Origin of the sequence: Pseudoflavitalea rhizosphaerae, assembly GCF_003991355.1 — a bacterium.
Taxonomy (GTDB): Bacteria; Bacteroidota; Bacteroidia; order Chitinophagales; family Chitinophagaceae; genus Pseudobacter; species Pseudobacter rhizosphaerae.
The window spans coordinates 382,941-397,621 of the sequence record NZ_RCSU01000003.1; the positions used below are offsets into that span (position 1 = coordinate 382,941).

At 47.9% G+C, this 14,681-nt stretch carries 11 protein-coding genes; 6 read left to right on the top strand and 5 right to left on the bottom strand.

Annotated features, from left to right (window positions below; all coding sequences use genetic code 11):
• The first annotated feature begins 3 nt into the window (after window positions 1-3).
• The 4 genes from D9Y29_RS07360 (at window position 4) to D9Y29_RS07375 (ending at window position 6,937) form a co-directional block, all read left to right on the top strand.
• Window positions 4-1,077: a ligase-associated DNA damage response exonuclease gene (locus D9Y29_RS07360; protein WP_127126539.1), complete on the top strand. Its 1,074-nt coding sequence runs from the start codon at window positions 4-6 to the stop codon at window positions 1,075-1,077.
• Complete coding sequence (locus tag D9Y29_RS07365) at window positions 1,074-2,669, top strand: ATP-dependent DNA ligase (RefSeq protein WP_127126541.1); 1,596 nt, start codon at window positions 1,074-1,076, stop codon at window positions 2,667-2,669. The genes D9Y29_RS07360 and D9Y29_RS07365 overlap by 4 nt, the downstream gene beginning before the upstream one ends.
• A 376-nt stretch (window positions 2,670-3,045) precedes the next feature.
• Window positions 3,046-4,428, top strand: coding sequence for a c-type cytochrome (locus tag D9Y29_RS07370; protein ID WP_127126543.1), 1,383 nt, complete (start codon window positions 3,046-3,048; stop codon window positions 4,426-4,428).
• 4 nt (window positions 4,429-4,432) lie between these two features.
• Entirely contained in the window at window positions 4,433-6,937 is a 2,505-nt protein-coding gene (locus D9Y29_RS07375) for a ligase-associated DNA damage response DEXH box helicase (RefSeq protein WP_241237868.1), read from the top strand.
• Window positions 6,938-6,944: 7 nt separating this feature from the next.
• Here the strand turns inward: D9Y29_RS07375 and D9Y29_RS07380 are convergent, their stop codons facing one another.
• Both D9Y29_RS07380 and D9Y29_RS07385 read right to left on the bottom strand, forming a co-directional pair.
• Window positions 6,945-7,262: a hypothetical protein gene (locus D9Y29_RS07380; protein ID WP_127126547.1), complete on the bottom strand. Its 318-nt coding sequence runs from the start codon at window positions 7,260-7,262 to the stop codon at window positions 6,945-6,947.
• Window positions 7,263-7,272: 10 nt separating this feature from the next.
• Complete coding sequence (locus tag D9Y29_RS07385; RefSeq protein WP_127126549.1) at window positions 7,273-7,785, bottom strand: hypothetical protein; 513 nt, start codon at window positions 7,783-7,785, stop codon at window positions 7,273-7,275.
• Window positions 7,786-7,978: 193 nt separating this feature from the next.
• Between D9Y29_RS07385 and pdeM the strand changes: the two genes are divergently transcribed.
• Together pdeM and D9Y29_RS07395 are read left to right on the top strand one after the other, a co-directional pair.
• Window positions 7,979-8,644 carry a ligase-associated DNA damage response endonuclease PdeM gene (gene pdeM / locus D9Y29_RS07390; RefSeq protein ID WP_127126551.1) on the top strand — a complete coding sequence of 222 codons (666 nt, stop codon included), beginning with the start codon at window positions 7,979-7,981 and terminating at the stop codon, window positions 8,642-8,644.
• Window positions 8,645-8,649: 5 nt separating this feature from the next.
• On the top strand, window positions 8,650-9,570 hold the full coding sequence (locus D9Y29_RS07395) for a histone deacetylase family protein (protein WP_241237869.1): 921 nt from the start codon (window positions 8,650-8,652) through the stop codon (window positions 9,568-9,570).
• 16 nt (window positions 9,571-9,586) lie between these two features.
• On the opposite strand, the gene D9Y29_RS07400 is transcribed toward D9Y29_RS07395, so the two are convergent.
• From D9Y29_RS07400 to D9Y29_RS07410, 3 genes are all read right to left on the bottom strand, one after another.
• A complete protein-coding gene (locus D9Y29_RS07400; protein ID WP_241237870.1) occupies window positions 9,587-11,167 on the bottom strand; it encodes a SulP family inorganic anion transporter in 1,581 nt (526 codons plus the stop codon).
• A gap of 15 nt (window positions 11,168-11,182) precedes the next feature.
• On the bottom strand, window positions 11,183-13,681 hold the full coding sequence (locus D9Y29_RS07405; protein ID WP_127126553.1) for a DUF5916 domain-containing protein: 2,499 nt from the start codon (window positions 13,679-13,681) through the stop codon (window positions 11,183-11,185).
• 200 nt (window positions 13,682-13,881) lie between these two features.
• A complete protein-coding gene (locus D9Y29_RS07410) occupies window positions 13,882-14,631 on the bottom strand; it encodes a LexA family transcriptional regulator (protein ID WP_127126555.1) in 750 nt (249 codons plus the stop codon).
• Window positions 14,632-14,681 lie beyond the last annotated feature (50 nt).

Sequence of the window (14,681 nt, forward strand, 5' to 3'; positions counted from 1 at the left end):
GGAATGCCTCTCATTGAATTCTCAGATAAAGGTTTGTTTTGCCGACAGGGCAATTTCTATATCGATCCCTGGAGACCGGTAGACTATGCCATCATCACCCATGCGCACAGCGATCACGCCCGCTGGGGAATGAAGCATTATCTCTGCCATACTCAGTGCAGGCCCTTGCTGCAACTGCGCCTCGGCAACAATGATTACCAGACGCTCGAATGGGAACAGACCATCTTCATCAATGGTGTTACCGTTTCCCTTCATCCTGCCGGCCATATGATCGGTTCCTCACAGGTGAGGCTGGAATACAAGGGCGAAGTTTGGGTAGTGAGCGGTGATTATAAGGTGGAAGACGATGGCCTCAGCGGCCGTTTCGAGCCTGTTCCCTGTAATACATTTATCACCGAATCCACTTTCGGTTTACCTATCTACAAATGGCAACCACAGCATATGATCTTCCAGCAGATCCAGGACTGGGTGCGTCATTGCCATGAGTCTGACAAAATCCCCATCCTCTTTGCTTACAGCCTGGGCAAGGCACAACGATTGCTGCAATGTCTTCCGGAAGTGAGCCCGAACATTTATGTACATGGCGCCATCTACAATGCACAAAATACCCTGGCCCAGGCAGGATGGGCATTGCCCGATGTGCACCTGGTGAGCGATGCCACTCCCCGCAGCATGATCGCCGGTAATGTGGTACTGGCACCAGGCAGCGCCGACGGTTCGCCCTGGCTCAAACGGTTTGGCGCACACGAAATTGGCGTTTGCAGCGGATGGATGCAGATACGCGGCAATGTCCGCAGACGCAATGTGGATGCAGCTTTTCCATTGAGCGACCATGCGGACTGGCCGGGACTTTTACAGGCTATCCACGCCACAGGCGCTTCCAAAGTATTTGTGACCCACGGCTTCCAGGCAGCACTCAGCCGCTACTTAACAGAACAAGGTCTCGAAGCTGCGGAAGTGAAAACAGAATTTGGGGACGAAGAAGAAGGACTGGCAACAATTGAAAACGAATCCGGGTCCGGCCAGCCAAGCAGTCCCGGACCAGACAACAATGAATCAAATAACCTTTCATCTTGAAAGCCTTTGCGCAACTCATACAACAACTGGGCAGCGCCACTGCTACCAACGACAAGCTCAATGCACTGAGCGAATATTTCCCGGACGCCAACGATAAAGACAAGGTCTGGACGATAGCACTCTTCAGCGGCCGTCGCCCCAAACGCGCCGTGAATTCCACTTTATTATCCCAATGGTGCATCGATCTCATCAACTTACCTGCATGGTTATTCGAAGAATCCTATCACACGGTTGGCGATCTCGCAGAAACCATCGCCCTGCTGCTTCCTCCCGCCACAGATGAGGCAGCCTCGCTCCCGCTTCATGTATACCTGGAAAAATTAGTAAGCCTGGAGAAAGCCCCTGAAGACGAAAAGAAAACCTTCATCGTAAACAGCTGGATGAGCATGAGCCAGGAAGAAAGATTCGTGTTCAATAAATTCATCACCGGTGGTTTCCGCATCGGCGTATCTCAAAAAACAATTGTAAATGCCCTTGCCCGTAGTACCGGTCTTTCCGGTTCCGTGATCGCGCATCGCATCAGTGGCAACTGGGATCCGGCAACCACGTCCTATGATTCGCTGCTCAGCGAGGAAGCAGCAGCTGCTGATATCTCCAAGCCCTACCCATTCTATCTCGCCTATGCACTGGAAGATCCTCCCGCCGGTCTCGGCCAGCCTCATGAATGGCAGGCTGAATGGAAATGGGATGGCATACGTGGACAGATCATCAAACGCAACAACCAGCTCTTCACCTGGAGCCGCGGCGAAGAATTGATCACAGAGAAATTTCCGGAATACAATATCCTTCAGCAACTATTACCCAACGGCATCGCACTCGATGGTGAGATCCTTCCTTTCGACGGCAAGCGCCCCTTACCGTTCAGCATCCTTCAAACACGTATCGGCCGCAAGAACGTTACCAAAAAACAATTGCAGGAAGCGCCCGCCGCTTTCTTCGTATATGATCTGCTGGAACTGGATGGCGCAGACTCCCGCGAACAACCCCTCTCCCTTCGCAGACAACAACTTGAAAGCATCGTCAACCAAATCAACCATCCCATTCTACAACTCTCGCCCAATATAACTTTCAGCAACTGGGACGAACTGGCCACACTCCGCAACAATGCCCGCGATCTTGGTTCTGAAGGCCTTATGCTGAAACGTCTTTCCTCTTTCTATCAAACCGGCCGCAAACGCGGCGACTGGTGGAAATGGAAGATCGATCCTCTTGTTATCGACTGCGTGATGGTCTACGCCATGAAAGGCCATGGCAGAAGAAGTAATCTCTACACCGACTATACCTTCGCGGTCAAAGACGGCGATCAGCTCGTCACTTTCACCAAAGCTTATTCCGGACTCACCGATGAAGAGTTTGCACAGGTTGACCATTTCGTTAAAAACAATTCACTCGAAAAATTCGGACCTGTGCGCACCGTCAAACCTGAGCTGGTCTTCGAGATCGCATTCGAGGGCATTGCCGCCAGCAACCGTCACAAATCGGGAGTAGCCCTGCGCTTCCCCCGAATCAGCCGATGGCGTAAAGACAAAAAACCTGAAGAGATCAATACCCTTGAGGATTTGAAGCAGATGCTGGAGCTCTATGGAAAATAAATAGAAGAATGAAAACCTTCGCCGGAGGCGAAGAAATAGTTGTCACTCGCCGGGAGGCGAGCGACTGGCAACACTCTAAGTAACTTTAACAATCAGCAACACCGGCATTCCGAAGCCAGCAATAAGCTACTATCACACTGCCACACCTGAATTCAAAATGATGCACCTTCACCTGTAAAGTTGCACCCGCGGCCCCATGTTTCGACGGGTTAAAAAATGAAGGCCTTTGAAATGTAAGCGAAAAAGCCTGGCTCAGCACCACAGCCCAATCCAGCCAACCTTAGCCCCAATATATATTCTCCCGCGCCGGTTCATTTCACAGCCTGCATTTTTAAACCCAGAGAAACTATTAACTTTAAGGATAGAATCTCTGCGCATGAAGAAGTGGTTAGTAGTCATATTCATTGTGATCAGTGGCGCAGCCTTTACAAGAGTGCTGGACCTGATCCCGTTCGAGCTGGTACATATTCCTCCCAGTCCTCAACGCCTTGGCGGCGATTCCGCCAAAGGTTACCAATACCTCACTACCGGCGATTACGTAAAAGGCGGTATCCCATTCAGTGTTTTTGTGATGGGGATGGGAAAAGACAATCACAATTATCTCCAACGGGATGGTAAAAATGAAAAACTCTCCCACGAGTATACGGCTATCACGGCAGGTAACGGGGAAGTGCTGGTGGCGCCTAACTGTTTGCAATGCCATGCGCAGGTGATGGATGATCAGTTGTATATGGGTCTTGGTAATTCGCTGATCGATTTTACGCAGAATGAGAAGCTCAATATCAAAAACCTGAAGAAGGTGGAAGCCTGGCTCAAACTGACTGCTCCTAAGAAATACGAAGCGTCGAAATCATTCATCGAGATCACGAAAGCCATTGGTCCCTATTTATCAACGGAAGTACGGGGAGTGAATGCTGCGGATCGGCTGGCTGCATTACTGGCTGCTCATCGCGATCCTGTCACTTTTAAATGGATCGATACGCCCGCTCTCGAAATCCCCGGGCAACTGATCCCTACGGATGTGCCTGCCTGGTGGTTGCTGAAGAAGAAGAATGCGATGTTCTACAATGGATTTGGAAGAGGTGATTTCGGCAAGTTCCTGATGGCGTCCAATTTACTCACGGTGAACGATACTGCTGAATCGCGCGAAGTGGATTCGCATATGCCCGATGTTCTGGCTTATATCTATTCATTGCAGGCCCCGAAATTTCCCGGAGTAATTGATGAAGGGCTGGCTGCTGAAGGAAAGGTTTTGTTCGATGGTAATTGCAGTAAATGTCATGGCACCTATGGCGATTCTGTTTCTTATCCCAACCTGCTGGTGCCACAGCATATCATCAAATCAGATTCATTGTTGTTCACCAGCAATTACAGCAATCCGCAATTTGTGGAATGGTTCAATAACAGCTGGTTCACGAAGGGCGATCATCCTGCCAAACTGGAGCCCTATGCGGGATATATCGCGCCGCCACTCGATGGGATCTGGATCACTGCGCCTTATCTTCATAACGGTTCGGTTCCTGACCTCGAATCATTGTTGAACAGTAAACTGAGGCCGCAGTACTGGTCGCGCGATTTCGACCAACCACAATATAACCAGGATAATCCCGGATGGGCTTACAAGCGCCACGATAAACCAGGAAAGAAAAATATCTACAATACCGATCTCCCCGGTTATAGCAACAAGGGGCATTATTTCGGCGATAAATTATCTGACAAAGAACGAAAGGCTTTGATCGAGTACCTGAAAACATTATAGGCTGTTGCTTCATTCCACCATAGGATACCAGGTGGTCCGCCGCTGGCTGGACGCCAAACGATTTGAGCCTTTCCCCTTCCAGGAGGAAGCCTGGCAACATATTGCCAATGGTAACAGCGGCCTGGTAAATGCCCCTACAGGATTCGGAAAAACTTATTCAGTTTTTATTGGTGCGCTGATCGATTTCATCAACAGGCATCCGGAGAATTATCTTACCAAATCGAAGAACGGATTGCAGTTGTTGTGGGTAACACCATTGCGCGCACTGGCAAAAGATATCGGCCGGGCAATGGAAGAAGCCATTGCAGAACTGGGTATGAACTGGAAAGTTGGTATCCGCAACGGAGATACTGACATTAACGAAAGGCAGCGACAAAAAAGACAAATGCCTGAAGTGTTGCTGATCACGCCTGAAAGCCTGCATTTGTTACTGGCGCAAAAAGGATATGCTGAAGTTTTTAAGCATCTCCGCATCATTGCCGTAGATGAATGGCATGAACTGATCGGCAGCAAGCGTGGTGTACAGGTGGAGCTTGCCATCTCGCGCATCGTGCATGTACAGCATCAGCATTACGGCACATATTGTAATGTATGGGGCATCAGCGCTACCATCGGCAATATGCAGGAAGCGCAGGATGTACTGCTCTCGCCTGTGCAAACGCTGAGTGGCAAACAGGCTGTGCAGGTGAAAGCACATTTGAAAAAAGAAGTTAGGATCGAATCCATTCTCCCTGATGAAATTGAAAATTATCCATGGGCAGGACATCTTGGTTTGAAGCTGGTGGATAAAGTATTGCCTATCCTGGATCAAAGTAAAACAACCCTCATTTTTATCAATACGCGCGGCATGGCAGAGCGATGGTACCAAACCTTGCTCACTGCTGCCCCGGAACTGGCAGGCGCCATTGCATTGCACCATGGCAGCATTGAACAGGAGTTGCGCATCTGGGTGGAAGAAGCCCTGCATACGGCAAGGCTCAAGGCAGTGGTCTGCACCGCCAGCCTCGATCTCGGCGTGGACTTCCGTCCGGTTGAAACCGTGATCCAGGTGGGTTCTCCCAAGGGGGTAGCCCGCTTTCTGCAAAGAGCGGGAAGAAGCGGTCACCGTCCCGGGGAAGTCAGCACTATTTATTTTCTGCCCACGCATTCATTGGAACTGGTGGAAGTGGCGGCGCTGAAATCCGCCATTGCAGAGAATTATATCGAGAACCGCGATCCCATGTTATTATGCTATGATGTGCTGATACAATACCTCTGCACACTGGCGATCTCCGATGGGTTCAGGCCCGATGAGTTGTATAAAGAAGTGGTTTCCACCTTCTGCTATCGCGATATGACGGAAGACGACTGGCATTCTGTTCTTGAATTTGTGACCACCGGTGGCTCAGCGCTTCAGCAATATGATGAATACAAAAAAGTAGAAGTGATCGATGGTGTTTACCGGATCACGAGCCGTCGTATTGCGATGCGTCACCGGATGCATATCGGCACCATCGTGAGTGAGTCTATGCTCAAAGTGAAATTCGTACATGGTGGCTGGATCGGTATGATCGAAGAATGGTTCGTCTCCAGGCTTACACCGGGCGAAGTGTTCACACTATCTGGCCGCAACCTGGAACTGGTAGGGATTAAAGACATGACGGTGCTGGTGAAGAAATCCAACTCCACCAAATCCATCGTTCCCAGCTGGCAGGGAGGCCGCATGCCTTTATCTGCCAACCTCGGAAAAAAACTTAGGGAACAATTCAACAGCGTATTCAAGATGCTGCCCGATGGCAGGATGGTATTGGCCCGCGCCAAAGACATCGAGATGCGTGTATTGCAACCCTTGTTCAAATTGCAGGAAGATTTGTCGCATGTGCCACGCGCCAATGAATTGCTGATAGAACATATCGAAACGAAGGATGGCTACCATCTTTTTGTATACCCCTTCGAAGGCAGGCTTGTGCATGAAGCGATGGCTGCTGTGCTGGCATATCGTATCAGTCGTATCATGCCGATCACGTTTTCATTCGCCATGAACGATTATGGTTTTGAGCTGCTCAGCGATCAGCCCATACCTGTGGATGATGCCAATGTATATGAACTTTTCAGTCCTGAAAATCTGCTCACCGATATCCAGCGTAGCGCCAATTCAACGGAGATGGCTAAGCGAAAATTCAGGGATATTGCCGTGATCGGCGGACTGATCTTCCAGGGTTACCCTGGTGAGCAAAAGAAAGCAAGGCACCTGCAGGCTTCTGCCAGTTTATTGTTCAATGTGTTCGTTGAATATGACCGGAATAATCTGCTGGTCCGACAGGCCTTCCAGGAAGTGTTCGACAGGGAGATGGAAGAAGCCCGTTTGCGCAATATGCTGGAACGGATACAGCAAAGCAATATCATTATCAGGTTCCCGGAACGGCTGACGCCATTCTGTTTCCCGATCAAAGTGGATAGTTTAAGAGAAAGTTTAACGTCAGAAAAGTTGGAGGACAGGGTTAAGCGGATGCAGGAGCTGGGGGGATGAGGGAAGGTTATACCAAGCTAGTCATCTCTCCATCTGCTTTAGCAAACGCATGATGCAGCCTGATCAATGCACCCAAATACTTTTGATCATATTCTTTCTGTTTTAAGGCCTTTTTCACAGGAATAAAGACAATATCGTCAAGCATTTTCAATCTTTCCCTAACATCTTCCGGTGAAGGCGGAGGTAATTTCCGCCTTTTCTTTTCAGCAAGAAAAGTACTCCAGGCCCTCTTTACTATTGCTAGTTGTTCTTCCTTAGTGAAAAAGTCCGGATCGATGAATTCATCCAGATTATCCAACACATAAGAATTTACCGGTACTTTCATACATGAAAATTTAGAAATACGAATTTACCAAAAAAAGGGATGCTTCCGGATAAATTACCATGCGTCCACCTCCTTCATGACGGGCTCTTAAGGTTTCAACATAATGTTGAATTAGCCTTGTTTTTGCGTCAAAATTCACCAGACCTCCAAATCCACTATCAAAACTCATCTTGCATACAAAGGCCACCAAATTCCCCGCTACGCCAGCGAATTTCTTTTTTGAGCCATAGTTGTGCGGCGCAACTTCTATCAACTTCATAAAGCAATAAAGCTCATCAGTTACAGATACAAAACTTATCACCCCTTCGATCTCTCCACCTCCCTCCCTCCGGACTAATTTATACACCTGCCTTCCCTCCGGCTTACACTCTTTCTTCCAGTCAAATTTCCACCCATCTTTCTTATATAGCTTGCTCAACTCTTTATAACTCGCCGGCATTACATCCGTTTCAAAAATTTTTCCGCTGCTGACTTCTTCAATACTGTTCGTGATCTTGTCGACTATGAACTCACACACATGCATAACCTAAGTTGTTTATTTTATAAATAAGGCATGCATATACGAACAACTTCAAATTCAGGTTTTTAAAAAGCTCCGGGTTTTTTCCCGCTCAAAATCCATGGTTATTTCAGAAAATTTCGTTACCAACAGCTGCTGAAAATCAAGATCATCTTCTCTTTTACGCCACTTTCATTTTCCCTAACTTTGCCCTCTCATGCAGCCCCCTGTTCCATATTCCATCCAGCAGCAAAACCTCTGGCTTTCATCCGAACGGTGCATTTTCTGGGAAGAAGAAAAAGCACTGATCCTGGCAGACCTGCATTTTGGAAAGACCGGTCATTTCAGAAAATCCGGGATACCTGTTCCCCAGGCTGTTTACAAACAGGATCTCCAAAGGCTGGTCCAGCAGATCCAATACTTTCAGCCTCAGCAACTCATTGTTGTTGGTGATCTCTTCCACAGCCGCGAAAACAAGGAACTGGAACTGTTTCGCAAATGGCGGCATGATCTTCCGGATATTCATATCAAACTGATCCGCGGCAACCACGATATCCTCCACGATAAATGGTACCAGCAAAGCAATATCACTGTCACCGATAATATTCTTGCACTCAACAATCTTTTTGGATTTGTACACGACCCGGAGGAAACAGACCTGCAATCCTACAGCGATCATTACTTCTTTACAGGTCACCTGCATCCGGGCATCCGGATATCCGGGCAAGGGAGACAGTCGTTATCCTTTCCCTGTTATTATTTTACATCCACCCATTGCATCCTGCCGGCCTTCAGCGAATTCACAGGACTGGCCATGGTAAGCCCGGTAAAAGGAGAAAGAGTATTCGCTATCGTTGATAAGAAAGTAATGCAGTTCCATTGATACATATGGCTGCACCAACACTCCATATCGCCTTCGATCCCATCTATGCACATCCGCTTCCGGAAGGGCATCGCTTCCCGATGCTCAAATATGAACTGATCCCGGAGCAACTATTGTATGAAGGCACCATCACTGCTTCGAATTTGTTCAGGCCGGCGCCCTGTACGGATACCATAGTCTTACGCACGCATGAAGCCGGCTATTTGGAACGACTTCATCAGCAAACCCTTTCCACCAAAGAGCAACGGCATATCGGGTTCCTGCAATCTCCGGAACTCACCCTGCGCGAACTCGTGATCACACAGGGGACCATCGATTGTTGCCATTATGCGCTGCAATATGGCGTTTCCTTGAATGTAGCCGGTGGCACACATCATGCGTTTGCAGATCGTGGTGAGGGCTTCTGCCTGTTGAATGATTTTGCCGTAGCCGCCAACTACCTGCTTCATGAGCAACTGGCCAAACAGATCTTGATTATTGACCTCGATGTGCACCAGGGAAACGGCACCGCCAGCATCTTTCAAAACGAGCCACGCGTATTCACTTTCAGCATGCACGGTGCACACAATTATCCCTTTCACAAAGAACAAAGCGATCTCGATATCGGCCTGAAAGACGGCACCAATGATGCGCTCTACCTTGAGTTGCTCCAATCAAACCTCGATACACTACTTCACCAGGTGAATCCTGATTTCGTCTTCTTTCTCTCAGGAGTTGACATTCTCGAATCAGATAAATTCGGAAAACTAAAAGTGACCATGCAGGGTTGCAAACAAAGAGATGAAATTGTTTTCACTGCATTGAAACAACGGAACATCCCCTGCACAGTAGCGATGGGGGGCGGTTACTCGCCGGATGTAAGGACCATTATGGAAGCGCATTGCAACACTTTCAGGCTGGCGAAAGATATTTATGGATTGAACTAAACCTTCTCTGAAACACTTAATCCATTACAACCTTGTATTCCGGGTCTTCAATCAGATTTACATCGATCACGGCTGCTGCATTTTTCAATAACGCGCGGCAATCAGGGCTCAGGTGCCGTAACTGCAATTTCTTTCCTGCTTTATGATATCGGTCTGTGAGTTTGTTCAATGCTTCGATTGCACTCATATCAGTGATCCTGCTTTCCTTAAAATCGATGATCACTTCGGAAGGATCATTCTGTACATCGAATTTTTCTGAGAAAGCATTCACCGATCCGAAAAATAAGGGTCCATATATCTCATAATGCTTCACTCCCTTTTCATCAGTGAATTTTCTTGCGCGAATCCTTTTAGCACTTTCCCAGGCAAACACCAATGCTGATATGATCACACCAATCAACACAGCTAAAGCAAGGTTGTGCAACCATACAGTAATAACCGCTACCAGTACGCCAACAAAAATATCATGTCGCGGCATTTTGTTGATGATCCGCAGGCTGATCCATTCAAAAGTTCCTATCGCAACCATGATCATCACGCCAACCAATGCCGCCATCGGTACTTTCCCGATCACAGGGGCGCCGACCAGAATAATGATGAGGATCATCAGGGAAGCAATGATACCAGACAACCTGGCCCTCGATCCTGCCGAAAGGTTCACAAAAGTTTGAGCGATCATGGCACAACCACCCATTCCAGTGAAGAAGCCGTTTACCACGTTGGCCGTCCCCTGCGCTACACATTCCTTATTACCACGGCCCCTGGTGCCAGTTATCTCATCCACCACATTCAGTGTGAGCAGGCTTTCAACCAGACCCACACCGCCCATCACCAGTGAATAAGGAAAAATGATTTGTAGGGTTTCAAAGCTGAATGGAACAGCAGGTATATGAAAAGGCGGAAATCCTCCACTGACAGAAGCGATATCTTCAACAGTCTTTGTATCTATCCCAAACCCCAATACTACCAGGAACACAACCATAATGGCAACCAGGGACGCCGGCACTGCTTTTGTGATTTTAGGGAAGAGCAAAACAATCAGAACAGTCAGCAAAACAAGTCCGATCATCGTCCACAACGCAGTCCCGGTAAGCCATTCAGCGCCTGAAGGTGTAGCGGTCTTAAATTGTTCTATCTGCGCCATGAAAATGATGATGGCCAATCCATTTACAAATCCATACATCACCGGCTGCGGTACCAGCCTGATAAATTTTCCCAGCCGGAATACTCCTGCCAGTATCTGCAATAAACCCGCCAGCGCCACTGCTGCAAATACATATTCAACTCCATGCCCCTGCACCAGCGCTATCAATGTTACTACCGTTGCGCCCGCTCCGCCGGAAACCATTCCTGGTCTGCCACCCAATACTGCCGTTACCAATCCCATCAGGAAGGCGGCATACAATCCTGTCAGAGGGCTCAATCCTGCCAGGATCGCAAAGGACAATGATTCAGGGATCATCGTCATGGCCACTGTGAAGCCGGCCAGTACTTCGTTCTTATAATTTACCTTTTGCTTGAAATCGAATAAATTGAACAGGGCACGCATGGTGGAGTTAATGCAGAAGAAGTTGTAATAGTGTTCCTTGCGGAACAAAAGTAGGGAATTCTCCTATTTTCTTTTTCTCAATTGCTCATAATTGAGGAAGTAGATGAACCGTAGAGTGAATTCATTGCCATGCGGAGTGGCAAACACACGCTTTGCATTATCCGTATAACTATGATAACGCGCGCCGTTGATGTATTCTTCATAATCCCTGCCCAGCCAATTCTTCCAGCCAAGTATGATGCGGCTCCCCAACCTGAAATCCCAGGTATAGAATACATCAAGGTTGAATGCATTATAGTTGATATTGTAATCCTGCGGCACCAGGTCTGTTCTCTCATCCCAGTAACCATCATGCCTGATATGATAGAGATTGGTATTTAATAACCTGTTCCAGAAATGTCGCGCACGGAATGTGATATTCATCCGCGGTGTGAAATTGTAAATACCGCTGAGCTGCGTACTGATATCCGTGTATTGTCTTCTTGCCAGAACAGGATTATTATCAGCTCCATCACGAAAGAACGCATAGCCCCATTGACCATTATCGTACTGTTTTGAGAAACTGCCGGAAAGCGAGAACCTGTCGCTGAAACGGTAACGGGCAGACAATTCGATCTTATGATAAGGGTCATTCGGCAGTGGTCCTTCTGCAAATCCCAGGCTCCATCCCACGAACAGTCTCTTCCGGCTGTCTGTGCTGCCATCCGTGAAGAAAGAATAATAGGGTGCTTTCTTCAGAGGCTGACGGGGGGTGGCTAACAGATCGTAAGGCGTCTGCATCTCAAAATAATCATTGTACCAATGTGGCGCGATATCCACCGAAAGCCGGAGGTCCCAGAAATTTTTAAAGAGCCAGAAACCAAATACCTCCATTTGCGTTCGCTCGTACAGGAATGGCTTGAACAGGTAACGCTGTTGAAACGACAAACCATAACTCTGATTGATGAACCATTTACTGGCCTCATAAATATTATAACTCACTTCAGCCTTGTTGGCAAAACGATTGGGTGCAGTAAGAAAACCAAGATCATTGGGATCATACTTAGCCGTCTGCAATTCATTGCTGACGCTGAATTGCAGCTTGCCACTCACTTTCCCGAACTCCGCATAGTTGGAGATTCCATTGTAGCCGCCACTGGAATCGAAGATGGCGCTGAACCTTGGTTTCAAAACAAATCCGTAAAGGTTCTTCTTGTCGTACAACGCAATATCGAGCGCACTCACATTGGCATCACGTTCATTTCCTTCGCGTAGCACATTGGTATTGGTGAAAGTGATATAGGACCTGTTCTTCAATGCCTGGTCCAGAACTATGATATTATAATTGGCAAAAGGCTCAGACAGAATAGTAGAATCTTTCCCGGTGAGTGGATTGCCCAGCTTCGCCTTCACCGGCTCGGTGATGGAATTGAAAATACCGATCCCGAGGTTACCATCGGTCCTTCCTGAAAATTTAACGGCATTGTATAAACGCGTAACGGATGGATTCTTTTGCAGCATATATCCCGGATACTCTCCATAACGTGCATTGTACTTGATCTCTTCATACCTGTCCGGCACTTTGCCGATGCGACGGGAATAAAAGATCCCGGCCTTATTGAATAGCTCTGTGCCTTCTGTGAAAAAAGGCCGGTTCTCCCTGAATTCGATCTCAAACGGGGAAATATTGTTCACGATATCATCCGAGATCACCTGTCCGAAATCCGGTATCAGCGTGGCGTCCAGCGTAAAGCTTTCACTGATCCCGTATTTTACGTCCATTCCTCCACTCTTGAGTGTTTCGTATTGCCCCTTTTCTCCCAGCTGTGGCGTAGAGCGATAACCACCGCTTACATAAGGTGAAAAGCTTAGCCGGAGTGGCGGCTTGATCTCTTCCAGACCGGTCAGTTTTCCAAACTGCAAAACAAATCCATTTATGTTTGGATTCACTGGATTCCAAAAAGTGGTTTCATTATTACGGCGACTGAAGCGAAGGAACTGTACGCCCCAGTCCTGAATATTCTTACCGGGAAAGCGGATAGCGAAAAAAGGGATCTTCATCTCCACCACCCAACGGTCTTTTTCGAAACTCACTTTGCTATCCCATACGGCGTCCCAGGTGAGATCACCATAAACACCATAACCAGTGCTGGCATTGGGAGAGACCCTTGCATCGCTTTGCACATTGCGTGTAGTGACCTGGAACTGGAAAGCATTCTGCTGATCATTATAGGTATCGAAGAAGACCGAGAAATAATCGACATCGGCTGTTTGCGCATTGTCGCGCGCTGTGAACTGACGACGGACTGCTGCCGGATCGTCATAGAGGTAAGCACCTATATAGATGGCCGTATTGTCGTACAACACCCGCACTTCCGTTTTGGAACTGGCAGGCAACCCAAATACAGGGCCATTGGTGATAAAATCAGTGGAAACGGGAACCTGCGCCCATTCAGGCTCATCGAGGGTTCCGTCGATATGAATGAATTCCGTGGACTTGACTGCCTGCGCAATTTTCTTCTGCGCATGCAGTTGCATACCTATGCAGGAGAGGACCAGTATTGCAGTTAGTTCACGTCGCATGTTGGCGTTTGGGGGTGCAAAGTTAGCCGATCGATCGGAAAAATCCACGTAAATCCCCAATTCATGAAACGTTTATTAACCAAGACACAATTCGTACTTATACGAAATGCCCCGGATACGGATAATAGCAGATTTTCTCTTCGTTGGTAACGGTGACCAATAAGCTATCAAGACAAACGCGATCAAAAAACTGCTGCTGCCTAGTTCATTTTCTTCTTCATGGTGCTTACCTGCTCCTGCAAAGTATTCACCATACTGGCAAGCTGATTCACATCCCAACGCTGTTGCTGATTGGCTTTGCCCATGATGTATGCGGCCTTCCACAACTCGAGCACATCCTCGGAGTTTATGGTATAAGGTTGATAGGAAGCGTTATCACTGATCAGTGTGAGCTTGTTCTTTGTACGATTGCTTTTCATCACCCTCTTATATACGATGCCTTCATTGCGGGTCACCACAATATAAGTATTGTTGTTGCGCAGGTCATCGATCTCATCTACTTTTTCACAAACGATCACCGAACCGCTGGCTGTGGGCGCCATCGAATCCCCGATGATCTCGAAGGCGCGGTAAGAACCGGGAGAAAGCATGGGAAGTGTAAAGGTGTTCAACTCATCGATAAATTCAGGATCAGCATATCCCGCGAGGTAACCGGCTGCCGCTTTTACCGGAACGAACTGGATCTCTGCAGTACCTGCTGCCATTTTCTGTGCGCGACGCTTACTGAGGTAATTCCCCCTGGTATCTCCCAGGTCTTTCAGCAAAAGATCATCCAGGGTTAACTTGAAAATATCACCCACCAGTTCAAGCACTTCGATGCGGGGCTCTGCCCTCTCCTCTTCATACGCGCCCAGCAGGGATCTCTTGATTCCCAGCCTGGTGGCAAATTCCTCCTGCGTCCATCCCCGGAGCTTTCGGAGATACTTGAGATTCTTACCAGCTTGAGACATAGACTAATAAATTTAGCGCTAATATACTAACTTTTTTATCAATACGCCCA